At 61.2% G+C, this 24,356-nt stretch carries 22 protein-coding genes; 12 read left to right on the top strand and 10 right to left on the bottom strand.

From position 1 onward, the window contains the following. Window positions 1-208: 208 nt before the first annotated feature. The 6 genes from EQW76_RS07305 (at window position 209) to EQW76_RS07280 (ending at window position 8,669) form a co-directional block, all read left to right on the top strand. Window positions 209-1,108 carry a glycosyltransferase family 2 protein gene (locus EQW76_RS07305; protein ID WP_142823768.1) on the top strand — a complete coding sequence of 300 codons (900 nt, stop codon included), beginning with the start codon at window positions 209-211 and terminating at the stop codon, window positions 1,106-1,108. Between the two features lie 15 nt (window positions 1,109-1,123). Beyond that, complete coding sequence (locus tag EQW76_RS07300) at window positions 1,124-2,134, top strand: glycosyltransferase (RefSeq protein WP_142823767.1); 1,011 nt, start codon at window positions 1,124-1,126, stop codon at window positions 2,132-2,134. A 61-nt stretch (window positions 2,135-2,195) separates the two neighbouring features. After that, window positions 2,196-3,494, top strand: coding sequence for a lipopolysaccharide biosynthesis protein (locus EQW76_RS07295; RefSeq protein WP_142823766.1), 1,299 nt, complete (start codon window positions 2,196-2,198; stop codon window positions 3,492-3,494). A gap of 73 nt (window positions 3,495-3,567) precedes the next feature. After that, entirely contained in the window at window positions 3,568-4,737 is a 1,170-nt protein-coding gene (locus EQW76_RS07290) for an acyltransferase (protein WP_142823765.1), read from the top strand. Window positions 4,738-5,053: 316 nt separating this feature from the next. Beyond that, complete coding sequence (locus tag EQW76_RS07285; protein ID WP_142823764.1) at window positions 5,054-6,256, top strand: polysaccharide biosynthesis/export family protein; 1,203 nt, start codon at window positions 5,054-5,056, stop codon at window positions 6,254-6,256. Between the two features lie 136 nt (window positions 6,257-6,392). After that, on the top strand, window positions 6,393-8,669 hold the full coding sequence (locus tag EQW76_RS07280) for a polysaccharide biosynthesis tyrosine autokinase (RefSeq protein ID WP_142823763.1): 2,277 nt from the start codon (window positions 6,393-6,395) through the stop codon (window positions 8,667-8,669). An 18-nt stretch (window positions 8,670-8,687) separates the two neighbouring features. Here EQW76_RS07280 and EQW76_RS07275 read toward each other — a convergent pair whose 3' ends face one another. The 3 genes from EQW76_RS07275 to cbiE all read right to left on the bottom strand — a co-directional run bounded on the left by EQW76_RS07275 (window position 8,688) and on the right by cbiE (window position 11,710). Further along, entirely contained in the window at window positions 8,688-9,566 is an 879-nt protein-coding gene (locus EQW76_RS07275; protein WP_142823762.1) for a DMT family transporter, read from the bottom strand. A 135-nt stretch (window positions 9,567-9,701) separates the two neighbouring features. After that, window positions 9,702-10,460 carry a precorrin-4 C(11)-methyltransferase gene (cobM, locus tag EQW76_RS07270; RefSeq protein ID WP_142823761.1) on the bottom strand — a complete coding sequence of 253 codons (759 nt, stop codon included), beginning with the start codon at window positions 10,458-10,460 and terminating at the stop codon, window positions 9,702-9,704. Continuing rightward, a complete protein-coding gene (cbiE, locus tag EQW76_RS07265; protein ID WP_161990924.1) occupies window positions 10,457-11,710 on the bottom strand; it encodes a precorrin-6y C5,15-methyltransferase (decarboxylating) subunit CbiE in 1,254 nt (417 codons plus the stop codon). Before cbiE ends, cobM begins: the two co-directional genes overlap by 4 nt. Here cbiE and EQW76_RS07260 point away from each other — a divergent pair. Next, window positions 11,709-12,479, top strand: a complete 771-nt coding sequence (locus EQW76_RS07260) for a cobalt-precorrin-6A reductase (RefSeq protein ID WP_142823759.1) — start codon at window positions 11,709-11,711, stop codon at window positions 12,477-12,479. The genes cbiE and EQW76_RS07260 overlap by 2 nt on opposite strands. On the opposite strand, the gene EQW76_RS07255 is transcribed toward EQW76_RS07260, so the two are convergent. The 5 genes from EQW76_RS07255 to cobF all read right to left on the bottom strand — a co-directional run bounded on the left by EQW76_RS07255 (window position 12,443) and on the right by cobF (window position 16,822). Next, complete coding sequence (locus tag EQW76_RS07255) at window positions 12,443-13,207, bottom strand: precorrin-3B C(17)-methyltransferase (protein ID WP_142823758.1); 765 nt, start codon at window positions 13,205-13,207, stop codon at window positions 12,443-12,445. The two genes, EQW76_RS07260 and EQW76_RS07255, sit on opposite strands and share 37 nt — an antisense overlap. Beyond that, the gene (locus EQW76_RS07250) at window positions 13,204-13,941 is read right to left on the bottom strand and encodes a precorrin-2 C(20)-methyltransferase (RefSeq protein WP_142823757.1); all 738 of its coding nucleotides are present in this window, start codon (window positions 13,939-13,941) and stop codon (window positions 13,204-13,206) included. The genes EQW76_RS07255 and EQW76_RS07250 overlap by 4 nt, the downstream gene beginning before the upstream one ends. Beyond that, window positions 13,938-14,570, bottom strand: coding sequence for a precorrin-8X methylmutase (locus EQW76_RS07245; protein ID WP_142823756.1), 633 nt, complete (start codon window positions 14,568-14,570; stop codon window positions 13,938-13,940). The genes EQW76_RS07250 and EQW76_RS07245 overlap by 4 nt, the downstream gene beginning before the upstream one ends. A 2-nt stretch (window positions 14,571-14,572) precedes the next feature. Then, a complete protein-coding gene (gene cobG / locus EQW76_RS07240) occupies window positions 14,573-15,973 on the bottom strand; it encodes a precorrin-3B synthase (RefSeq protein WP_224129201.1) in 1,401 nt (466 codons plus the stop codon). Window positions 15,974-16,051: 78 nt separating this feature from the next. Further along, the gene (gene cobF, locus EQW76_RS07235; protein ID WP_142823755.1) at window positions 16,052-16,822 is read right to left on the bottom strand and encodes a precorrin-6A synthase (deacetylating); all 771 of its coding nucleotides are present in this window, start codon (window positions 16,820-16,822) and stop codon (window positions 16,052-16,054) included. A 237-nt stretch (window positions 16,823-17,059) separates the two neighbouring features. On the opposite strand from cobF, the gene EQW76_RS07230 reads away from it, so the two are divergent. Beyond that, the gene (locus tag EQW76_RS07230; RefSeq protein ID WP_142823754.1) at window positions 17,060-17,950 is read left to right on the top strand and encodes a DMT family transporter; all 891 of its coding nucleotides are present in this window, start codon (window positions 17,060-17,062) and stop codon (window positions 17,948-17,950) included. A gap of 25 nt (window positions 17,951-17,975) precedes the next feature. Here EQW76_RS07230 and EQW76_RS07225 read toward each other — a convergent pair whose 3' ends face one another. After that, the gene (locus EQW76_RS07225) at window positions 17,976-19,238 is read right to left on the bottom strand and encodes an MFS transporter (protein ID WP_142823753.1); all 1,263 of its coding nucleotides are present in this window, start codon (window positions 19,236-19,238) and stop codon (window positions 17,976-17,978) included. 94 nt (window positions 19,239-19,332) lie between these two features. Between EQW76_RS07225 and EQW76_RS07220 the strand changes: the two genes are divergently transcribed. The 3 genes from EQW76_RS07220 (at window position 19,333) to coaBC (ending at window position 22,327) form a co-directional block, all read left to right on the top strand. Then, a complete protein-coding gene (locus tag EQW76_RS07220; RefSeq protein ID WP_142823752.1) occupies window positions 19,333-20,214 on the top strand; it encodes a LysR family transcriptional regulator in 882 nt (293 codons plus the stop codon). Between the two features lie 167 nt (window positions 20,215-20,381). After that, a complete protein-coding gene (locus EQW76_RS07215; RefSeq protein WP_142823751.1) occupies window positions 20,382-21,002 on the top strand; it encodes a J domain-containing protein in 621 nt (206 codons plus the stop codon). A gap of 113 nt (window positions 21,003-21,115) precedes the next feature. Then, window positions 21,116-22,327 carry a bifunctional phosphopantothenoylcysteine decarboxylase/phosphopantothenate--cysteine ligase CoaBC gene (coaBC, locus tag EQW76_RS07210; RefSeq protein ID WP_142823750.1) on the top strand — a complete coding sequence of 404 codons (1,212 nt, stop codon included), beginning with the start codon at window positions 21,116-21,118 and terminating at the stop codon, window positions 22,325-22,327. Here the strand turns inward: coaBC and EQW76_RS07205 are convergent. Then, entirely contained in the window at window positions 22,314-23,132 is an 819-nt protein-coding gene (locus EQW76_RS07205; RefSeq protein ID WP_142823749.1) for a class II glutamine amidotransferase, read from the bottom strand. The genes coaBC and EQW76_RS07205 overlap by 14 nt on opposite strands. A gap of 258 nt (window positions 23,133-23,390) precedes the next feature. On the opposite strand from EQW76_RS07205, the gene EQW76_RS07200 reads away from it, so the two are divergent. Then, entirely contained in the window at window positions 23,391-24,302 is a 912-nt protein-coding gene (locus EQW76_RS07200; protein ID WP_142823748.1) for a pirin family protein, read from the top strand. Window positions 24,303-24,356 lie beyond the last annotated feature (54 nt).

Genomic DNA, 24,356 nt, shown 5'->3' with positions numbered 1-24,356 from the left:
GGCTTACGCATCGACATCTTCGACAGGCCTGCACCGAGAGATATGCTATTGATAATAATAGCATATTCATTGAATAACCGGCCAAAGACCCGCACTTAGAAGCGGACTGTAGAGGAAAATTTACCGATTTGCCATAGCCTAATGCTGCATTGCACTATAGACTGGACCCAGGCTAGGACGACAACCTTGACAAACGAGATTGCACTAGATGGCTGATATTGTGATCGGCATTCCCACTTTTAAGCGGCCGGAACTGCTGCAAAAACTTCTGTCGAGTTTGGTTAACGAAATTAACCAGAGCGTATGGCTGGTTGTAGCGGACAACGGATGTTCCGACGATACGAAGGCAGTTGTCACTGCCTTTGCGGCGGATTTTCCGCGTTGTTTTTATGTCCCAATTCCGGAGCGTGGGCTGGCTCCGGTGCGCAACGGGCTGGTGAGCGCGGTGACCGATCTTGTGCCGGATTGGCGCTGGCTGGCGATGCTCGACGATGACGGCTACGTGTCCGAAGGCTGGCTGGCTCGTATCGTCGCGTGCGGCGAAACCTTTGATGCCCATCTCACCGGCGGGCCGGTCGAGGGAGTGCTGCCCGAGGGCGCAAACATTCTCGCCCGCAACAGCATTTTTGCCCGGCGTCGGCGCTGGAAGACCGGCCTGGTGGATTCACTGAACACAACACAAAACCTGCTGATCTCGCGAAAATTACTGACGCTTGCACCGGCACCTCTGTTTCGCAACGAATACAGTGCGTCCGGGGGCGAGGACTACGATTTGTTCCGCAGGGTAAGGCAGAGCGGCGGCCGGATCGCCTGGTGCGACGAGGCGGTCGTCTTCGAGCCGACACCTGAAAACAGGCTGTCGCATGGCAGCGTGCTCTCGCGATATTATACGACCGGGATCTACATGTCGCAGATCGATCGGTTCTACGACGGGCCGCGCAAGACATACACCACAGCGTTCAAGGGCTTTGCTTCTTCGTTGCTGCGAACGATCGGCGCCGGATTTCGCCGTGACCGGAACGCGGTCGCACAGGGAATGCTTTCAACGGCGCATTATGCGGGACGGGCCGTCGGCCTGCTCGGCGGAAGCACCGCGCGATACACTTAACGTCAAGGAGAGACCGTGACGACACCTGACACACATGTGAGTACGAAGGGGCCCCGCGAGGGTCTGGCGGTTGGCCTGTGCACCTATAAGCGCCTGCCATCGCTGATGAGGCTTCTCGATCACATTGCCATCAGCGCCAAGGCACTGTCGTCGCCGCCGCAGATCATCATCGCCGACAATGACGGGCAGGATCCCGCTGTTGCTGCGAGCGTTGCCGCATTTTCCGCGCAATCGGGACTGAAGGTCCACTACAGGATCGAGACACATCCAGGCATTTCGGCAGCTCGCAATGCCGTTTTCGACGAAGCCGAAAAGCTGAACCTGCGGTTCGTCGCGATGATCGACGACGACGAATGGCCGTCGCCGGAGTGGCTCAGCGAAATGCTGAAGGCACAAGCGTCCGAGGGCGCTGCCGTGGTCGGCGGTCCGGTGCGCCCGGTATTCCCGGACAACGCAGCCCATCTGCGCAAATATTCCCGCTACTGGTCAGTGGATAAGCAGTTCCTGAACGGCAAGCCGTTCGTGTTCTGCACCTGCAACTTCCTGATCGACCTGCAAGCTGTAGCGGCCATCCCGAGGCCGCTTTTCGATGAGGAATTCGGACTTTCGGGCGGCGGCGACACGGTGTTCTTCCGTGGCCTGTTCTTTGCCGGCATGAAGATGGCATGGTCGGAAGAAGCCTTCGTCTATGAGGAAGTGCCGCAATCTCGCGCTTCCATCGCCTGGATGCGGCAGCGACGTTTTCGCGTCGGCAACCATGCCGTCCGCTGGGAGAGCCTCGGTGGCGGCGGGCGCAAAAGCCTGGCGAAGACACTCGGGCTGACAGCGCGGCTGGTTCTCTATCCTCTCCTGCAGCGCGAGCCTGAATCTCGAATGCTGGGCTGGATGCTGGAATACGACAAGGTTCGCGGTCGCTACAATGCACATTTCGGTGATGTCTTTGTAGAATATGCTAGGCCGAAGCCCGACGAAGCCAAGTCGTCTGACACCCAGAAACCGGAAGACAGCGGCAGGGTTTGCCGCTGATGCAGCGAGGACGGGCTGACACGCCCGCCTGTTTTAGGACCAAGCAAGGAGCCGGGAAGGCATGCTGAAACGACTGATGACGTTTGTCCGTCATCTCGAGAGCCGCTTCAAACTGATGACCTTCGTTGGCGCCCTGATGCCGACGGTGTCGGCACTTGCCGTGCAGCTAGTGGCCTTTGCGGTGACGGCACGCGGTCTGGGCGTCGAGGCTTTCGGCTCCTACACGGCGATCCTTGCCGTCACGGTCGTCAGCGTCGAACTCGTCGGCTTCGGCGGCGCCGACCTGCTGGTTCGGGCGGTGTCGCGCGAACCTCAGAAATTCTCGTCCTATTTCGGCAACCTCCTGCTTCTTGCTGCAGCCACGTTCCCAGTCGTCGTTGCCGCCGGTGTGGTCGTTGCTGTCAGCTTCATGCAGACGCAGATCGAGATTTGGCATGTGCTGGCAATCATTGTCGGCGAAGTGGCGCTCAACAGAATTGCCGCGTCCGTCGAGCTGATCATGGTTGCGCATCGCCATACCGTAAGGGCGGGCTGGATACGGCTGACCACAGCCTCCGTGCGGATGCTGCTTGCACTCGTTTATTTCGGCCTTCTGGGGCTGACCGATCTAGGCGGCTGGATAGAAGTCGCGTTTGCACAATGCGCAGTGACTTCGCTTGTCTACATCGCGCTCGTGGTGAAGCTCTACGGGCGCCCGGATTTCATGCTGAAGCGACAGGAGTGGAAGGCCGGCGGCGCATTCTGCGTCAACCAGGCGGCCCGTGCATCGCAGGGAAACTTCGACCGCATCATTCTCGGCCGTTTCGCCGATGCGGCCAGCGTCGGGATCTACGGCGCCGCCTCGCGCGTGCTGGCGCTCGGGCTGTTCCCCCTCCAGGTGGTCACCCGCATCACCTATCCCAATTTCTTCGTTCACGGCAAAAGCGGACTTGCTGCGAGCCGCAGCTATGCGCTGAAGATTACGCCCATGCTCTTCGGAGTGGGCATTGCCTCCAGCATCGCAGTCGCTGCCGCCGGCTACCTTGCGCCCTTTGCGCTCGGCAAGGACTTTGCCAGCATGGCGAATATCTCTGCGATGCTCGGGCTGGCCCTGCCGCTGATCGCCTTGCAATATCCGCCGGCCGACGCGCTCACCGGTGCGGGAAAGCAGGGCATTCGCGCCTTCATCTCGCTCTGCGCCACTTTCGGTTTCGGACTGTTAATGGCACTCGGGGTGAACATTGCCGGCGTTCCCGGCCTGGTGATGGCGTTCCTTGCAAGTCACGCCTGCCTTGCGGGAGCGATGTGGCTGGCAGCCTTCCTGGTCGAGGACAAGGCGACGCCCGAGTTCGCCGCGACAGCCGAGGAGAACGCCGCTTGAGCGATAAAGTCTCCCGTATCCGCACACGGCACGCCGCTTGCTTTACTAATCCTCTGACAGGAGGATTTTCTGCATGACCTCGCAAGCAGCAGCGATAGCCGTAGCCAATGCAGACGCGGCGCCAGCGACCGACGTTCGCGGTGGAAACGCGCCGAAGCAGCGCCGTGCACGACTGGAGCAACTGGATGGCCTTCGCGGCATCCTCGCACTTTTCGTCGTGGTGTATCACCTGCAGGATCCGTTCGCGCAGGTCGCGAGCACCCTGACGGCTTATCTGCCGATCCTGTCGCAGGCCTGGTTTTCGGTAGACGTGTTCTTCATCATGAGCGGCTTTGTGATGATGTACGTCTATGGAACGGCATTCTCAGATAAAGTGCGCTGGGCGGACTTTCGCGACTTCTTTGCGGCCCGCATCGCGCGCCTCTATCCCGTGCACCTGTTTGCCATGGGCATCCTGGTACTGGCGCTGCTGCCGTTCATTCACGCCAAACCGGATTTCACCTCGATCGATGGGCGCTACTCATGGAATTCCGCGCTCGCGGCATTTTTCATGCTGCATGGTCCCTGGATCGATCATCGGACATGGAATTTTCCGTCCTGGTCGATCAGTGCCGAATGGCATGCCTATGTGATCTTTCCGTTCGTGGCGGTTCTTGCCAGCCGGTGGAGCGCGCGTTTTTCCGTGGTGATCTTGACGCTCTGCTGCCTCGGCGCGTTCGCGCTCTACAACATCGACATGCACACCGATCAGTATCCGACCAACTCGCCCGTGGTCCTGCTGCGCGTGCTGCCGCTATTTGTTGCCGGGATGGCGCTGTTTCGCCTCAATCTCTCCTATAGTCACTTTTTGTCCGCCCGATGGACCGTCTGGGCAGTCATCGCCGCGCTTCTCGTTATCTTGAGCGTTCCGTCCATCGCCTCGTTTTCAGTGCTGCTGGCGCCGGTTCTCGTCCTCGCCGTCCTGCAATCTCCGGGGTCCGCGCTTGTGTTCACAAACCGACCTGCCCTGTTTCTGGGCAAGATTTCCTACAGCTTGTATATGACGCACGCCCTGGTCAGCATCGTGGGGATCAGCTTGTGGATGAAACTGGCACCGCTAGTCCTGGGCATCGATCCGACAATGCCCGTTGCAAGCTGGCTATGCTTCCTGGCGGCGATCGTCGCTGCCGTGATCCTGGGCTGGCTCACCTGCCGATTTATCGAGATCCCGTTCCGCAAGACTATCCTGAGGAGGTTCGTCTGATGCCAACTGACATCGAGCTGCCATGTGTTTTCGTTATCCCGAGCCTGATGCAGGCGAATAAAGAGTACCGCGATCTATGAATGCTTTGTTTGTAACCGACAGCGTACCTGCGATGAAGGACTGGACGTCTTCCACGATCCAGTCGCAAGCAGGATTGTCATTCTCCACGCCAAATCCCACTCCGCCGATCGTCTTCCATGGTGCCACTGGCAAAAAGCTGAAGTGGCGCGGCCGGTTGCTCATCGAATTTATAAATAAAGCCTGCTATCGATCTGCCCAGGGGGCTGCTTACGGGGGGATGAAGATGGGATTGGGCATGAAGACCACTATCCGTATACGTCGAGGCTCCGTTGTTGCGCTGATGGTCATGCTATCCAGCTGCACGTCGCTCCCTCGCTCAGGACCAGATGCCGGCCTGATCGACACCCAGGCACTCGTCAAGGTTTCGTCGAAAGACCGCAAGGTCGGCATCGACTACGCACTGGTCGACCTCAACCAGAACACATTGAAATACTTCGACGGGAAAGCAAGTTCATCGCTGAAGGCAACCTTCGGCACTTCGCGTTCCTCTGCTCCTGACATCCCGCTTGGCTATGGCGACGTGGTGCAGGTGACGATCTTTGAATCCCAGGCAGGGGGCCTGTTCATTCCCGCAGATGCCGGCAGCCGCGCCGGCAATTTCGTGACCATTCCAAGTCAGACGATCGACCGTGGCGGAACGATCAGCGTTCCCTATGCCGGACGCATCGTCGCTGCCGGCAAGCGCAAGGAGCAGGTCGAGGCGGATATCGTCAAGAAGCTCTCCAGCCGGGCAATCGAGCCTCAGGTGGTGATCACGACGGTTACCAGCAACTCAAGCCAGGTCTCCGTTCTCGGCGACGTAAACGCACCGGCAAAGGTAGAACTCAGCCCGGCCGGTGAACGCGTGCTTGATGCCATTTCTCAGGCCGGTGGCCTGTCGACTGCGGCGATGGAAACAAACATCACCCTGCAGCGCCGGGGCAAGACCGTCACCGTTCCTTACGAGACACTGCTGAAGAACCCGTCCGAAAACATCTTCGTGTCGCCAATGGACACCGTCATTGCCGATCACCATCCGCGTAGCTACGTCGCCTTCGGTGCGACCGGCGCCAACGGACGCTACACCTTCGACGATGAAAACCTGACCCTGGCGGATGGTCTGGGCAAGGCCGGAGGCGCGCTCGATACGCAGGCAAATCCGGCGCAGGTGCTGCTGTACCGCCTGGTCGACAAGACGTTGCTGCGTCAAATGGGAGTCGACACCACGCACTTCCGCGACGAACTGGTGCCTGTCGTTTTCCGTGCCAACTTGCGTGATCCAGCCGGCTTCTTTGCTGCTCAGAAGTTCGCGATGGAGGACAAGGATGTCATCTACATCTCCAACTCCGACTCCGTCGAACTGTTGAAGTTCCTCGACATCGCCAACTCCGTCACATCGACGGCGGCGGGGACGACGAGCGATGCCGTTACGACGCGCAAATCGATACGCGAACTATAGACCGACAAATTTGCCGGGCCGCCTGAAACGCGGCTCGGCAAGACCGGCCAGACCCAGGGCTTTTGCCTCTTTTATGTGCTCCTCCGGCGTGGCCGGAGGATGAAACGCTCAGCCACCGAGAGTAGGAGATCGCTCTTTGCTATCACCCAAAAAGTCCAACACCGACAGCTGGGCCGGCTTCGACCACGACGAGATTTCCGAGATCATCGATCTCGACCGCATCCTTGCTGCCGCCCGGCGGCAATGGAAGGTCGTTGCCGCTGCCATCGGCGCCTTTATCGTGCTGGGTATCGTCTACCTGCTGCTGGCCACGCCGCAGTATACGGCAAACACCAGCGTACTGATCGACCATGGCACGTCCACCATCGTCAACCAGATGACGGACACGACCGTGCCACCGGGGTCCGTGGACGAAGAAGGCAACATCCTCACCCAGGTCGAAGTGCTTCGATCGGACACGATTGCGGTTGCCGTTATCCAGAAGCTCGACCTCTTGAACAATCCCGATTTCGTCGGCAAGGGCCCCTCCTGGATCAGCAAGCTCATCGGGTCGATCAAGATCAAATCCTGGCTTGGGCTTGGAACACCCCCAGTTCCTGTCGATGAAGCCGAAGTCAAACTGGAGAATGCTGCAGCCCAGATCGAGCGGAACATGCTTGTCGAGCGCGTCAACCGCTCCTTCGTGCTCTCGATCAGCTACACATCGCCCTCGCCCAAGCTCGCCCAGCAGATCGCGGACGGCATCGCCGACGCCTACCTCGTCGACAAGCTGAATTCGAAATACGACGCGACCCGGCGTGCCAGCGACTGGCTTCAGGACCGCATCGAGGAACTGCGCAAGAAGTCGCTCGCATCCGACCTGGCCGTCCAGAAATTCCGGGCCGACAACGGACTGGTGGAGACCAGTGGCCAGCTTGTCAGCGACCAGCAGCTGTCACAGCTGAATACTGCGCTGACGACTGCGCAAGGCGACACGGCAGCCGCGCAGGCAAAATATGACCGCGTCGAATCCATCATCCAGTCCAAGAACATGGATGCTGTCGTCTCCGATGTGCTGGGAAGCACGACGATCAACGACTTGCGCAAGAAGTACCTCGACGCCTCGAAGATGCAGGCGGACATTGCCCGCCGGCTTGGGCCTGATCACGAGCAGGCGGTGCGTCTGCGTGGTGAAATGCAGGAATACCAGCGCCTGATGTTCGAGGAGCTCGGTCGTATTGCCCAGAGCTATCGCAACGACCTCGATGTCGCCAAGGCGCGCGAGAAGTCGTTGGCCGACAGCGTTGCCTCGGCGACGACGGTTTCGGCGACGGCCAGCGATGCGCAGGTGCAATTGCGCGAACTGGAGCGGACGCGCGATACCTACCGCGATCTCTACCAGAGCTTCCTCACCCGCTACCAGCAGGCTTCGCAGCAGGAGTCGTTTCCGATCACCGAAGCCCGCGTGATCACCAAGGCGACTTTCCCTATCGGCGCGAGCAAGCCTAAGAAGATCATCGTGCTTGCACTGTCGATCATCCTTGGCGGCATCGTCGGTGGCGGCATCGGGGTGTTCAGGGAATTCCGTGACCGCTTCTTCCGCACCGGCGACCAGGTGCGCGACAGCCTGCATCAGGAGTATCTCGGCATCGCGCCGATCGTCAAACCGGTGACTGCCGCCGAGATCGTGCAGGATCATCCGCGCAGTATCAGGCAGGTGAACGGCGTTTCGAACTATGTTGCCGAGCATCCGCTTTCAGCCTTCGCGGAGACGATGCGCAGCGCCAAGATCGCAATCGATGTCGAAAGCGGCGAGCGAATGGCCAAAGTCGTCGGCATCGTGTCCAGCCTTCCGGGCGAAGGGAAATCGACGATCTCGATGAACTTTGCGCAGTTGCTTGCGATGCAAGGTGCGCGAACACTGCTGATCGACGCCGACTTGCGCAATCCTGGTGCCACCCGGAGCATCGGCCGGCATGCCGAGGCCGGCCTGCTGGAAGCACTTTTGGAACGCAGACCCATCCAGGATCTGCTGCTTATCGACCAGAAGACCAAGCTCGCCTTCCTGCCCGCCATCGTCAAGCGGCGCGTGCCACACTCGTCCGAACTGCTGTCGTCACCGGCGATGAATGCGCTGCTCGACATGGCGAGGGCGAACTTCGACTATATCGTTATCGACCTTCCACCGCTCGGACCCGTCGTCGATGCGCGGGCAATCAGCCCCAACATCGACGCCTTCCTGTTCGTCGTCGAGTGGGGCAAGACATCGCGCAAGGTTGTCCGCAGCATGTTTACCTCGGAACCGGCAATCGCCAGCAAGTGCGCAGGCGTCATCCTCAACAAGGTCGATACGGAGAAGATGAAGCTGTATCGTGCCCACGGCTCGAGTGAATATTACTACTCGCGCTACACGTCATACTACCACGACAATTGATCCTTGCGCGGCCGGGCCTCAGTGCCCGGCCCTTCGTTTGGCGAGGACATTTTCCCGCCACACGGTAAACATCCCGGCTGCGACCACGATTGCTGCGCCAACCACCATGTTTGCCGTCAAGACCTCCCCGAACACGACGACCCCGATGATGGCGGCGTAGACCAGCTGCAGATAGGTCAGCGGTTGGATGACGACGGCATCCAGCAGGTCATATGCGCGGATCAGGCAGTAATGGCTCGACATGCCCGTCAGGCAGAGCAGCCCCATCCAGATCCAGTCATGGGGCGTCAGCGGCATCCAGAAGAACGGCCCGATACAACTCATGGCGATGGCGCCAACCACGCCGGTGTAGAAGAAACTGGTCATCGACGCGTCCTGCCGGCTGACCAGGCGGGTGACGATGACGTAGAACGAGAACAGCAGGGCGGAGGACAACGGAACCAGAAACCGGACGTCGAAAAATCCGCTTTCCGGCTTGAGGATCAGCAACACACCGAGAAAACCGACGAAAATCGCCGTCCAGCGCCTCCAGCCGACTTTTTCTCCGAGGATCGGCACCGATAGCAGCGCAACGATCAACGGGCCGGAAGAGAAAATCGCCTGGGAACGGGCGAGCCCCACCATCGCAAAGGACTGTATGACGATGACGATCTGCGCCGCAAGAAGCAGGCCGCGGAGGATCTGCAGCCACGGGCGCCTGGTGCGCACCGTCACCGCGAGACCGCCGCGTGAACGGGCGGCAAGGGCGATGGCAAACAGGGCGAATGTCCAGTAGCGGATCATTGCCACCAGAAAAGGAGGATAGGCGCCGGCCAGATGCTTCGATATGCCGTCCTGGATGGAAAAAAGCGTGATAGCGACGATCGTGAAGATATAGCCGCTCTTGGTGACGTTCATGATTACTCGCGGCAAACATTGGAAATAGCAGTGGCGGGAAATCGGCCGCTACAGAACCGATTTCAAGGCTGGAGTTTAAGCGAGATCCGTTCTGGATCATAGTTATTTGCGCCAGTCGAGACACAGGGGACTGCGCTATTCCCGGTCGCGAAACCGTCTCTGGTAGGCAGGGTCGTAGAGCGCGCTTTCGCGAAAGTCGTCGGATGCAAGCGACCGCCCGACAAAAATCAGCGCGGTGCGCTCTATTGGCTCGGCCGCAACTTTTGCTTCGATATTATCCAGCCGGCCGCGCAGGATGCGCTCGTCGGGCCAGGACGCCTTGACGACGATCGCGACGGGGCAATCGGCGCCGTAGTGCTGCATCAGTTCCTCGACCACCTGAGGCAAGGCATGGATGGCCAGATGAATGGCAAGCGTCGACCCCGTCACGGCAAAAGCCTGCAATGTCTCGCCCGATGGCATCGGCGAGGCACGGCCGGAGACGCGGGTCAGCACGAGGCTCTGCGCCACGGCCGGTATGGTAAGCTCGCGACCGAGCGCCGAGGCAGCCGCAGCAAATGCCGGAACGCCGGGGGTCATCGTGTAGCCGATACCGCATGCGTTCAGCCGGCGGATCTGCTCGGCGACCGCGCTCCAGACCGACAGATCGCCGGAATGCAGGCGCGCAACATCCTCGCCTGCCTCATTGGCGCGCCGGAATTCCGTCTCGATTTCATCGAGCGATAGCGGCGCCGTATCGATAATGCGCGCGTCCGGCGGGCAGTATGCAAGCAGGTCCTTCGACACCAGCGAGCCGGCATAGAGGCAGACCGGGCACTTTGCGATGAGGTCGCGGCCGCGCACGGTGATGAGGTCGGCGGCGCCAGGTCCGGCGCCGATAAAATGGACTGTCATTGGGCGATCTCTGTGGTTTCAGGCTTGGTCCAGCACCATTGCATCACCGGCATCGCCGTGCGCCATCCGTGCATCGTGCCGATGGGTGTGACACGGGCGATGTCGATCCTTGTCAGCGATCCGCCGTGGCGGGCATATTCGGCAAGCAGCACGGCTTCCATCTCGGTGGTTACGCCATTGGCAACGAGCCGGCCTCCCGGTTTCAAGGCTGCCTTTGCAGCCTCCATCACCCCGGGCTCACTGCCGCCGCCGCCGATGAAGATCGCATCTGGCTGGGCCAACCCGGTCAATGCTTCAGGCGCCGTGCCTTCGACCAGCTGCAGCATAGGCACGCCGAAATCGTCGGCATTCCGGCGGATGCGCGCGGCACGGTCCCGCACCGCCTCGATGGCGATTGCCCGCAGGCTCGGATCGGCCAGCAACCATTCGATGGAGACCGAGCCAGAGCCGGCGCCTATATCCCAGAGCAGATCGCCGTGACGGGGGGCCAGCGCCGACAACGTCATCGCCCGGATCTCCCGCTTGGTGATCTGGCCATCATGGCTGAACAGGGCGTCGTCCAGGCCTTGCGCCAGCGGCAATAGCCGTGCATCCCGGTCGGCGACGACCTCGACTGCCATCACATTCAAGGCGTCGATATCCTCGAGTGAAAAGCTTGCTGCCTTGTGCAGGGTTACCCGCTCGCGTGCTCCGCCCATCGCCTCCATCAGCGTCAGCGTCGAACGACCGAAGCCGAGCCTTGTCAGAAGTGCGGCTATCGCTTCCGGACTGGTGGCATCAGAGGTCAGCGCGATGATCTTTCGGCCGGGATGGAGATGGGGCCGGAGAAGATCGATGGGACGGCCATGCAGCGACAGGAGCGTCGCCGATTGCATCGGCCAGCCCAGCCTTGCTGCTGCCAGGCTGAAAGCCGACGGCGCCGGGATGACGTACATTTCTTCGGGCGGAATGAAGCGCGAGAGGGTGGCGCCGATCCCGAACCAGAAGGGGTCGCCCGATGCTAGGACGACGGTAGGCATTCCACGCCGGGCAAGCAGGTGATCTATCGAGCGCTCGAACGGGCTGAGCCAGCTGTGGGTTTCGCCGCCGATCAGTGGCGCCACCAGTTCCAGGTGGCGGGCCCCACCGTAGACGATCGGTGCAGAGGCGATCCGTTGCCTTGTTTCCTCGGTCAAGCCGGCTGGACCGTCCTCGCCGAGGCCGATAAGGGTGAGCCATTGCGTTGGCAACGAAGAAAGCGTCTCAGACATGGGCAGGACTCGCATCCTTATTCTGGGTGGCACGACGGAGGCGCGGCTGCTGGCGGAGACGCTGGCGAAACGCGATGGCATCGACGTGCTGCTGTCGCTGGCCGGACGGACGAAGGATCCCCTCCCCCAGAATGCTCCGGTTCGCACCGGCGGGTTTGGCGGCAGCGAAGGTCTGTGTGCGTTTCTGAAGGCTGAGGCCATCGATCTCGTGGTCGATGCTACCCACCCCTTTGCCACGCAGATATCCGCAAACGCCGCTACCGCCGCGACGATAACGGGCACTCCGATCTTTGCCCTCAGCCGCGAGGCCTGGCAGCGGGTTGCCGGCGACCATTGGCACGAGGTAGCGGATGTGACGGCCGCCCTTTCCGCGCTCGGACCCATACCACGCCGCGTATTTCTGGCCGTCGGCCGGCAGGAGGCGCATAGGGCTGATCTCTTCCCGCAGCACTTCTATCTTGTGCGCAGCGTCGATCCCGTCGATCCGCCTCTGCTCGCACCGGATGTCGTCAGCATCCTGGAACGCGGGCCGTTTGACCTTCACGCCGAACTGCGCCTCATGAAGCTGCACCTGATCGATTGCGTCATTGCCAAGAACAGCGGTGGAAGCGCCACCTATGCCAAGATCGAGGCGGCAAGGCTGCTCGGCATTCCCGTGCTGATGATTGCCCGCAGCGCGGCCACCAACGTGGCATCGGTCTTTTCGCTCGAGGCTGCGCTCGCCCGGATCGATCATTTTGTCTCCGTGGAAGCAAAACGCGGCGTGTAAACCAGGTCAGGCAGGACCGGCCGCCTAACGATCTTCGTTTCCGGCGATCCGATGATGACGCAAGTCGCCATGTCTGCGACCGACGCATCGGCATCCGACAGCGGGACAACGGACAGCCTTTCGTCAGGGCGTCCAGCCGCACGGCCGAAAATCACGGGTATCGTCAGCGGCAGGGCCAGGCGCAAAATCTCGAAAGCGCGACCCAGCTGCCAGGGACGTGCCTTGCTGATCGGATTGTAGAGCGCGATGACGAAACCGGCCTGCGCTGCAAGCGTAAGCCGCCGCTCGATCAGATCCCATGGCTTGAGGTTGTCGGACAGCGACATAGCACAGAAATCATGCCCGAGGGGCGCTCCAAGACGCGCCGCCACCGCCAGCATCGCAGTGATGCCTGGAACGATCACAAGGTCGATATTGCGCCAGTGTTCCGGCCCATTGTCGATCGCCTCGCAGACGGCGGCGGCCATGGCGAATACGCCGGGATCGCCGCCGGAGACGACACAGACTGTCGAACCTGCCGCAGCCCGCTCCAGCGATACCCTGGCGCGATCGATTTCCTCGCGGTTGTCGGAGGCGATCCGCAACTGGTCCGGCCGCAGCGAGAGCCGGTCAAGATAAGGGCCGTAGCCGAAGAACTCGGTCGAGGCCTCGACGGCTGCCATGGCCTCCGGCGTCATCTGCCCCGGGTTGCCCGGCCCCGTGCCGATTACATAGAGGCGGCCGGTCATGAACCGCGTTCCCAGCCGGGCACCAGGATCAGCGAAAAATACGGCGCCTCGCTGTCGTCGCGCTCGATCATCTGCGTCACCGACTGATTTCTCATCGTACCGCGCTCGACATAGACGGCATGGTGAAGCCGACCGGAGGCGGCAAGCGCACGGCGGATCTTGGGCAGGTTGCGGCCGACCTTCATGATAACCGCGGCCTCGGTATCCACCAGACGGCGAGCCAGCTCTGCCTCCTCCATGGTGCCAGGCAGCACCGACATCACATCGTCGCCTTGGACGATGGGCATGCCGGCCAGCGACCAGCAGCCGGACATCGCCGTGATGCCGGGGATGACTTCGGTCGGGTAAAGGTGCGCGAGCCTGACATGCAGGTGCATGTAGGAGCCGTAGAACATCGGATCGCCTTCGCTGAGGACGGCAACGGTGCGTCCGGCGTCGAGATGTGCGGCGACCGCCTCGGCCGACAGATCGTAGAATGCGGTAATCTGCCGCTTGTAATCCTCGTGATGTCGGTCGATCTCGGTGGTGACGGGATAGTAAAGCGGCAGCATCGTGACGTCCGCCCGCAGCAGGTTATCGACAACCGTGCGTCCATTGCCATGGCGACCGGCCTTGGCAAAATAGGCGACGACATCTGCCCGCTCAAGAGCCTTTACGGCCTTGACGGTCAGAAGGTCGGGATCGCCGGGACCGGTGCCGACGCCGATCAGGCGACCGGTCGAAACAAGGGTCATAGGCCGCCTCGCGCCAGGGCGTTGACGGCTGCCGCAGTCATGGCGCTGCCGCCAAGCCGACCACGGACGATGCCATAGGGAACGCCATAGGAATATTCCGCCAAAGCATCCTTCGATTCCGCAGCGCCGACAAAGCCGACCGGCATGCCGATAATCGCCGCCGGTCTCGGGGCGCCGTCGCGCAGCATTTCGAGCAAATGGAAAAGAGCCGTCGGCGCGTTGCCAATGGCCACAACGGAGCCGCCCAGGCGTTCACCCCAGAGATGCATGGCAGCAGCCGAACGGGTGTTGCCGCTATCCTTCGCGAGGCCAGGCGTGCGCGGATCGCGAAGCGTGCAGATGACATCGTTCTTGGCGGGCAGCCGGGCGCGGGTGACGCCCTGCGCCACCATCTCGGCGTCGCAGAAGATCGGCGCGCCGGCAGCAAGCGCCGCACGGGCCGAGGTGACGAAATCGGGAGAAAACTGGAAATGAGCGGCCGCTTCGACGAGGCCACAGGCATGGATCATCCGAACGGCGACATCGGCTTCGTCATCCGAAAAGCGCGACAGGTCTGCCTCGCTGCGGATAATCGCGAAGGACTTTTCGTAGATCGCGTCGCCCTGATGGATATAATCGTAGTCAACCATGCCTATTCCTGTCTCAACGCGGCGACGGTCGCGTCGCTGCCAAGCCGTGTAAGGCAGTCCCCGACCGATTCGCCAGCCGCTTTCGTAGCTGCGACCATTCGTGCCAGACTCTCCAGGGCGGTTTGCAGTCCGTATTCGTCAACGGAAACGGCTGGGGGGCCCGAGGCTTTCTCATTGACGCCGATGCCAAAACCGGAAGGCATGCCGACGACCGCAAGGGCACTCGCGGCGGGGTGGGCGCAGCCTTTTGGACAGCCTGAAAGGTGAAGCACGACAGAGCCATCCAGCAATTCGGGGACCCAGCCGACCACCTTGGCCGCCAGATGTTTGGTACGGTATGTGCCTGAAGCACACCCGCCGGCGCCGGCGCAGGTGGCAACGGCGCTGGCCGGAGTACTGGCGTCGGTCCAGAAACCGAAGTCCGCAGCCTGTGCTTGTATCTCGGCCATGATATCGGCCGACGCGCCCAAGAGCAGAAGCGCGTGGTCGGGTGCCGTCCGGATTTCGGCAATGCCCTTCGCCTCGGCGATATCAAGAAAAGCAGTCAACTCGACGGCGTGAATCTGACCGAAAGCCAGCTGCAGGCCAAGTGCGACCGACGTCGGACCCAGCGGATGGATGCCGACACAGGACTTTGAAGATTGGATATCCAAAGGGGCATTGGCGAGCGTCTCGTTTTCGCCACGATAGCTCTCGGCCAAGTCACGGCCGCGCGCGCGGGGGCCACGTGCATCCAGGCTCTTCAGCAGATCGAGGACCGCCGACAGGGCCTGCTCGTCGGGACCGAGCAACGCGGGGAGAGCCTCGGTACGCGTGCCCCCCACGGCCACCTGCCATAGCGGCCTTGCATCGGCGCTCGGTATTGCCGAGAGGCGGATATCGGCGGTGACATGATCGAGAACCAATTGGCCGCCGCCATCGACGATGATCGACAATTTTGGGGCGAGCACCAGTTGCGCAGGAAGACTCGCGAGGGCCTCGCCGAGGCGTGCGGCCATGCTGCGCGCATCGGCGATTTCATCGGGATCGAGGCCGGACAGCGGTGGCGTTTCGATCGTCAGGCCGGTAACGGGCACGATGCCGGCACCGGCTATGTCGGCTTCGAGGCGCGGCACCGTCTCCCAGGCGAGGCCACGCAATTGCAGGTTTCCACGGGCGGTCACCTCGATCAGGCCGTTTCCATGTCTTGCGGCGGCGCTGGCGACAAGGCGAAACTGGGAGACAGTCAGGCCCGCAGTCGACGGCCGGAGCCGGACGAGCAGGCCGTCGCCGGTCTGCATGGGGGTGGCCAGCGAGGGGCAGGCACCGCGGACGAGGCGGGACGGCAACGACACGTCATGGCCAAGACCGACGCGCGGCACAGCGAGACCCGGTTCGGCCATCGTTTGCCCATCTATCGCCATATCCACACCCTTTCCTGTTGTCTCCTTACATCATCCCGTCCTTGAGGCAAACAATTTGGCAGGCACGGCCGGGCCTGCTCAGTCGTCGAAATCCTGCCCCTTGCGGAGCAGGTAGATATCCATGATCCAGCCGTGCCGGGCACGGGCGGCAGCGCGGGTCTCGACAATCGTCTGCGCCACTTCGTGAAGACGACCGGAAAGGACGATCTCGTCCTTGCTCCCGAGATAGGCACCCCAATAGATATAGGCATCGGGGTCGTCGAGCCTGGCAAAGGCCTGCTCGCCGTCAAGCATGACGACCGCTGTGCCTTCCAGTTCAGGAAAGCGCGCTGCCAGTCGTCGCCCGGTGGTGATCTCGACCGGCTTGCCGACCAGATTGAGGGGGATACGGTGGCTGGCCGTCAAGGCCTGAATGCTCGTAATGCCGGGAACGACGCTGTAGTCGAGGGCGACATTGCCCCGGGCCATCACGCGCTGCAGGATGCGGATGGTACTGTCATAAAGGCCCGGGTCTCCCCAGACGAGAAGCGCGGCACGGCCATCCTCTGCCGTCGCCTCCGACAGCATTTTCTCATAGACCAGGGCGATGTCGGCATGCCACGCATCGACGCCCTCGCCGTAGGATCGGTCTTTCGTCTGGCGCACGGGCACATCGTAGGCAATCACGGGAGTTTCCGGACGTGTCAGGTAGCGGGCACAGATTTCACGGCGAGCATCGGCGAGCCCGCTCTTGGCGTCTCCTTTTTCGGCTATGAACACGACGTCTGCGGCGTTCAGGGCGTTGATGCCCTGAACGGTCATATGCTCCGGATTACCGGTGCCGATCCCGATCAGATACAGATGTCTCAAGACATGCTCCTGCCGCCGACCTGCCTGGTGCGTCGGCTCCCGCCCTGTTTATGAGCGACGCCATCATGTCGCAACGGTCCCAATTGCGAAATCGATTGTCGCCAGCAATATCCTGCGTTCGGGCCGACATCTGCTAGGCTATCTGCAAGGTGGTTGACCCATGCGCGCGGCCGGTACAGACACGATATATTTCTACATATTTTTCAGATCATTAAGCTCCAAACATGCGGAGAATCAATGAAACCCCGTACCTATGGACTCGTGCTCGTCACCGTCGCGACGGTGATGTGGAGCAGCGCCGGGCTATTTGTCCGCATGCTCGATCTGGATGTCTGGACAACGCTGGGCTGGCGTTCGGTCTTTGGCGGGCTGACGCTGCTCATCATTTCCTTGTTCGGACGGCGCGCCGCGCCACCGACCGCAACCACGCCTTATGGAATGTACGCGCTGCTCGGGCTATTTTCGGCGCTGTCGATGTTCGGTTACATGGCATCGCTGAAATTGACGACCGTTGCCAATGTCCTGTCGATCTACGCCACGGTGCCATTCATCGCAGCAGGGCTTGCCTATCTGCTGATCGGCGAAAGGGTGGAGAGGCGCGTTCTGAGTGCCAGTTGCGTCGCTTTTCTCGGCGTCCTCGTGGTCGCGGGCTTTGCGGCGCGACTGACAGATCTCGCAGGCAACGCACTCGCCCTGCTGATGACGGTCACCTTCAGCATCCTCCTGGTCATGGCGCGCAAGCACCCCTCGTTGCGGATGGCACCGGTCAACGCCCTAGGCTCCGGCCTCTGCGTGCTGCTCTGCCTGCCGCTGATGTCGCATGCATTACCGAGCCCGTCGGATCTGGCGATCCTCGCCCTGTTTGGATCGACGACCTCAGGGATCGCCTACCTGCTTTACATGACCGGCGGCCGTTATATTCCGTCGGGCGAAGCCGGTTTGATCGGATTGATGGACGTCGTTCTCGGCCCGCTCTGGGTATGGCTTGCCTTTTCGGAATGGCCAGGCAATTCGACGATTGCGGGCGCCAGCCTGATACTGGTGGCAGTGGCCTGGTATCTGTGGAGCGGCCTTCGCAACTCCACAGCGCGCAAGGCCGCCATTGCCCGGGCCAGCCGGCCGTTTTGATGTTCTATCTGCAATATGTATCGGACTAGCGGCGGGCAACTCTCGCCGCCGCTAGCGCCGCCGTCATGCAGGCGACAAGCAGCAGCAGATTGAAACTGATGACGCCCGACCAGCCGTCTGCAAGCCAGAAATAACCGCCAAGCGAACCGGCAATGCTCGAGCCGAGGTAGTAGGATAGCAAGTAGAGCGACGAGGCGTGGCCCTTGGTGTCGCGTGCCAGCCGTCCGACCAGGGCACTTGCCACCGAATGGGCTCCGAAGAAGCCGATGGTGACCAGTACGATGCCGACGATGATCAACGGTAGCGATGACGACAACGTCACGAGGCCACCGATTGCGGCAATCAGGATGCCGACCGGCATGACGCGGAAGTGCCCGAAGCGGTCGCCCAGCAATCCAGCTGCCCAGGAGGCGGCTATCCCGAACAAGTAGGCCGTGAAGATCAGGCCAAGCTCCGTCTGGTTGAGATTGAATGGAGCGGCGACGAGGCGGAAGCCGGCGTAGTTGTAGACCGTGACGAAGGATCCCATGATTAGGAAGCCGATGGCAAACAGGCAGGGAAGCGCCGGGTTGCGGAGATGGCCGAGCCAGGCGCTCACATGGAATGCCGCATTGAAGCCCTTACGGGGCGTAAAATTACGCGAGGCCGGTAACAGCAGGAGAAATCCGACCGCAGCAGCAAGGCCCAGCATGCCGACCGTTGCCAGTGCCGGGCGCCAGGAGAAATTTTCGGCAATCATGCCCGTCATCACGCGGCCTGCCATGCCGCCAAACGCATTGCCGGCAATGTAGAGGCCCATGGAAGCGCCAAGACCGCGCGGATCGATCTCTTCCGCCAGGTATGCCATGGCGACGGCCGGAACACCGCCCAACAAAAAACCTTCCAGGGCACGGATGACCAGCAGGGTCTGCCAATTGGGCGCGATCGCACAGCCGAGTGTGCAGAGCGCTGCACCGAGCAGCGAGGCAAACATCAGGCTGCGGCGGCCGACACCTTCGGAGACCGCTGCGGCGATGAAGATGGCGAAGGCGAGAAAGCCTGTCGACAGCGACAGCGACAGAGAGCTTGCAGCAGGAGTGACTCCGAAGTCGTTGGCGAAAACCGGCATCAGCGGCTGCACGCAATAGAGCAGCGAGAAGGTCGAGAACCCCGACAGGAAAAGCGCAAGGCTGGCGCGCTTGTATTCGGGCGTACCGCGAACGAGAAACTGCGGCGCCTCTGAAGTTGCAACGATCTTCAGTGCGGGGCGTGTGGCAGCGAGAGGTTTTAGGGGAGTGACAAGGGACATGAGCACCAACCTTTTCTTGTCCCTGATCTAGTCAAACCGCCTTCATGTGTCCAATATATGAAAGAGACGTTTTCAATCTGTTTTGGAGATAGCGATGGAGTTGCGTCACCTGCGCTATTTTCTGGCATTGGCGGATGAAGGCAACTTCACACGTGCAGCTGGGAAACTCGGCATCGGCCAGCCACCGCTCAGCCAGCAGATCCGCGATCTGGAAACCGAAATCGGCGTGCAGTTGTTTCACCGTGTGCCGCACGGTGCAGAATTGACCGCTGCCGGAGAGGCCTTCCTGCCGGAGGCGCAGGCGGCGATCGATGCGGCTGAGAGGGCAAAGCTCTCGGCTCAGCGCGCAAACCGAGGGGAAACCGGGCGCCTGTCGCTGGGCTTCACCGCGTCCTCCGCCTTCAATACCCATGTCAGTGGCGCAATACGCCAGTTTCGCAAACGCTGGCCAGAGGTGCGCCTGTCGCTGACAGAGATGAACAGCAAGGGGTTGATGGAGCGGCTGATGCGCGGCGAGATCGATGCCGCGTTCATCCGGCCCGGCCTCGAAAATCCGCGCGAAGTGCGTCTCCGGATGCTTGCCGTCGAGAGCATGGTCATCGCACTGCCGACTGGGCATCGACTGGCCGCCGCCCCGCGCCTGCCGCTCTCGGCGCTTGCCGAGGAACAGTTCATTCTCTTTCCGCGCGTCGCGGGCCTCAGCCTTTACGACGACATCGCCGCCGCCTGCCGCGAAGCGGGGTTCGAACTCGTGGTAAGCCAGGAGGCACCGCAAATCCCGTCGGTGGTCAACCTGGTGGCGGCCGATCTCGGCGTCTCGATCGTTCCAGCCTCTATCGCCCAGATCAAGCTCGACGGCGTCGTCTACCGCGAAATCGACGGCCCGCCTCTCGTGGCACGACTGGGCCTGGCGATGCTGAAGAGCCAGCGATCGCCCGTGACCGACAATCTGATGAGCCTGCTGCCGGCTCTGTAGACGAGCCGTATTCTGCCAGCCCTTGGCCTGAGCGAACCCTCGACGTCATCTGGCAGCCACGCCGATCGGAGGCGGCAACGTCTGACCGATAAGAATTGATCTCCGGATTTCAGACGATTTTTTTCTGCGGTTCTTGCCGGAAACGGCTCTTGCCTGCATAAGGAGGCATGGGACTTGATTCAAAAATATTCGACAGCATCCGGACAAAACGCAAGCGGCCTGCCTCGCAACCGGACGATTCCGGGCCGAAATGCCATTGGGACGGTTGCGACAAAAAGGGCACGCATCGCGCACCGGTCGGCCGCGAGGCAGAAGGAGAATTCTTTCTGTTCTGTCTCGAGCACGTCAAGGAATACAACAAGGGCTACAACTTCATGTCCGGCCTCTCCGACGCGGAGATAGCCCGGTATCAGCGGGAAGCCGCGACCGGCGGGCGGCCGACATGGAGCATGGGCGTCAACAAGGGTGCGCAGGACGCGCCGGCGCAGTCCGAGGTGAAATCGGGCGCGGCACAGGCCTATAAGTTCAAACGCCCCGCAGCCAAGCGCAACAGTGCCGACCGATACGAGCCGCAGGTGCGCGGTCGCAAGCTGAAGACGCTCGAGGCCAAGGCATTCGAGACGCTCGGCCTGCCGCAGACGGCAACGGCTGCAGAGATCAAGGCGAAGTACAAGGAACAACTGAAGCTTCACCACCCGGACGCCAACGAAGGCGACCGCGGCTCCGAGACATACCTTCAGGCCGCGATCGAGGCCCACAAGATCCTGAAGCTGAACGGTTTCTGCTGATACGACCCCGGGGGCTTTGACGCTACCAGTCTCTTCCCCGTCCGTGGCGGAGATTGCATGTTGCCTGTCGAAGCCCTAGGTGTTCTGAACAACCCAGGCGACAGGTTCAGGCGATGGTTCTTTCGGGCAAACGCATCCTTCTCATCATTTCCGGTGGTATCGCGGCCTATAAAAGCCTCGACCTTATCCGTCGCTTGCGTGAACGCGGCGCGTCCGTGCGCCCGGTGATGACGGCGGGAGCGCAGCAGTTCATCACGCCGCTTGCTGTCGGAGCGCTCGCCGCAGACCACGTCTACACCGACCTGTTTTCCCGTGAGGACGAACAGGATGTCGGCCACATACGCCTGGCGCGCGAATGCGACCTAGTGCTCGTGGCGCCGGCCACCGCCGACCTTATGGCCAAGATGGCGAACGGCCTTGCCGACGACCTTGCCTCCACCATCCTGCTGGCAACAGACAAGCCTGTGCTCGTGGCGCCGGCCATGAACCCGAAGATGTGGTCGCACGCAGCAACGACGCGCAATGTGGCCACCCTCCAGGGCGACGGAATCCGCTTTATCGGACCGATGGAGGGAGAAATGGCCGAAAGCCGCGAGGCCGGCACCGGACGCATGGCGGAACCGCTGCAGATCGTCGCCGCCCTCGAAGCATTGCTCCAAGACCGACCATTGCCGCTTGCAGGCCGCACCGCAATCGTCACATCAGGCCCGACACACGAGCCCATCGATCCGGTCCGCTATATTGCCAACCGCTCGTCAGGCCGCCAAGGCCATGCCATCGCCGCAGCTCTGGCTGATCTCGGCGCCCACGTGACTCTGGTATCCGGCCCGGTGTCGATCCCCGATCCATTGGGCGTGCAGACGATCCATGTCGAGCGCGCAGAGGACATGCTTGCGGCTGTGGTAAAGACATTGCCGGCCGATATCGCCGTCATGGTCGCCGCGGTAGCAGACTGGCGCGTTGAAACTGCCTCTGGCCAGAAACTCAAGAAGGTCGCAGGCCAGCCGCTGCCGAGCCTGTCGCTGGTCGAAAATCCCGACATCCTGAAGACGATCGGCCATCATCCTATGCGCCCGACTTTCGTCATAGGTTTTGCGGCAGAGACGCAAGATATACAGGCCAATGGCAAGGCCAAGCTTGCCCGCAAAGGTGCCGACCTGATCGTGGCGAACGATGTTTCGCCGGGTACCGGCATCATGGGCGGCGATCGCAACAGCGTGACGCTGATCAGCGCTGAGGGCACGGAAGCGTGGCCGGAGATGAGCAAGGACGAAGTGGCCGCAGAGCTGGCGGCACTGATCGCCGAGCGGTTCAGGCCGGAATAGCCAACGCGACCGATTTTGCGACTTCACGCCTTTCGGGGTGGAACACGGCAACATCGACACCGGCAGGCGTGATCGTCACGGCGCTGCCGTTCGGGATCTCGGCCCAGCTGTCGATGTCGTCGTTCAGCGGTTCAGACACAAGGCAGTAGCCCTTGCCGGCGCCGAGCGGAGCGGCATAGAGCGTCGGCGCCTTGCGATCCGTGGCATAGCGGATGGCATAGAGCGACTTGCCATCGGAAAAGGCGGCGGTGAAACGCACCAGAGCCGTACCGGTGATGTGCTCGGCGAGGCCTTCGACGAAGCTGATCGTATCGGCCATAGCCGATATCGGTGTCTGGCAAAGGCCGAACTGCAACGCCAGCAGAAACATCAGCTCGGAATCCGTCGTACCGGAGCGGGCATTGAAAAGCTCGTCGTCGAGCATGGCTTCCATCGGACGGCGCAAACGCTCGAAGTCGTTAATCTGGCCGTTGTGCATGAAGGACCAGTTATCCCACACGAACGGATGACAGTTGTCGCGCCGCGTGCCGCCGCCGGTGGAGGCGCGAACATGGGCCAGAAACAATGGAGAGCGGATCTGCCGCGCCATGCTCTTCAGATTGCAGTCGGACCAGGCTGGAAGAATGTCGCGATATCGGCCGGGTTCAGGCCTGTCGCCATACCAGGCTATGCCAAAACCATCGCCATTTGTCGCTGTCTTGGCGCGGGTGGCGCAGTGCGATTGCTCGATCAGAGAGTGGGCCGGTGACGAGACGAGCTCCTCCAGATAGAGGGGGTCTCCACAGTAGGCTGCCCAGCGACACATGCTTTTGCTCCGATTCTCGCCTGTATTTACTCCGGCGGAAGAATGTCGAAATCAAGGACGATTGTTAAGCGGAATGGATAACAAAACCTTAATGATTCCGCAGCTTGCCGTTGAGCATGACATATTTTTGACGCAAGTCAGATCACGATTTTGCAACGCAGCAATTTCTTTTTGTGAACGGTGCGTTCTTGAACCCAAGCTCGCTGCATTGGCGGGTTGGTTGTATGACAGCATGGTCAACCAAATGAGGAGCCTGCGATGTCCATCCGTCCCGTCAAATATGAAAGCGTGGCCACGCCGACCATGGAGGGCGCGGGCGTCAAGCTGCATCGCGTCTTCGGCTTCGGAGATCCTTCGCTCACCGACCCCTTCCTGATGATGGACGACTTCCGCAACGATGTGCCGAGCGATTACATCAGGGGCTTTCCCTGGCATCCGCATCGCGGCATCGAGACGATCACCTACGTGCTGGCGGGCACGGTGGAGCACGGTGACAGCCTCGGAAATCGCGGCGACCTCAATGCCGGCGACATCCAGTGGATGACGGCTGGCAGCGGCATCATGCATCAGGAAATGCCGAAGGGCGACTTTGCCGGGCGCATGCACGGTTTCCAGCTCTGGGCGAACCTGCCGTCGGCGTTGAAAATGACCGCGCCGCGTTATCAGGACGTCAAATCGACGGACATTCCCCTCGTGATCGACAATGACGGCACGGCTGTCCGGATCATCTGCGGAAACTTCTGGGGCAAGGCCGGACCGGTCGATGGCGTTGCAGCCGAGCCGATCTATCTTGATGTCTCGGTCCCACCCGGCGTCAGGAAACGGCTGCCGGTGGACACCTATCGCAACGCATTTGCCTATATTTTTGCCGGTTCCGGCACCTTCAGGGATGCCTCCAGGCCGTTTGGCATCCGCATTGAAAAGGAAGTCGACGGCGAAGAACTGAACATTCGCGACATGTCCGGCAATAGAACGCTGGTGGTGTTCGACAGCGGCGATGAAGTTACCGTGCAGGCAGGTGACGAGGGCATCCGCTTCCTTCTGGTTTCCGGCAAACCGATACAGGAACCCGTCGCCTGGCATGGGCCGATCGTCATGAATAGCCGTGAGGAAATCATGCAGGCGATGAAGGAACTGCAAAACGGCACGTTTATCAAGGCCGCTCACTGAAACGACATACATGGCTTGACGGCCGGCCGTACGCATATTAGTCATAAAGTCATC

This window comes from Rhizobium sp. rho-13.1, from assembly GCF_007000305.1.
Lineage (GTDB): Bacteria > Pseudomonadota > Alphaproteobacteria > Rhizobiales > Rhizobiaceae > Rhizobium > Rhizobium rhododendri.
This window is presented reverse-complemented; position numbering and strand designations above follow the sequence as displayed.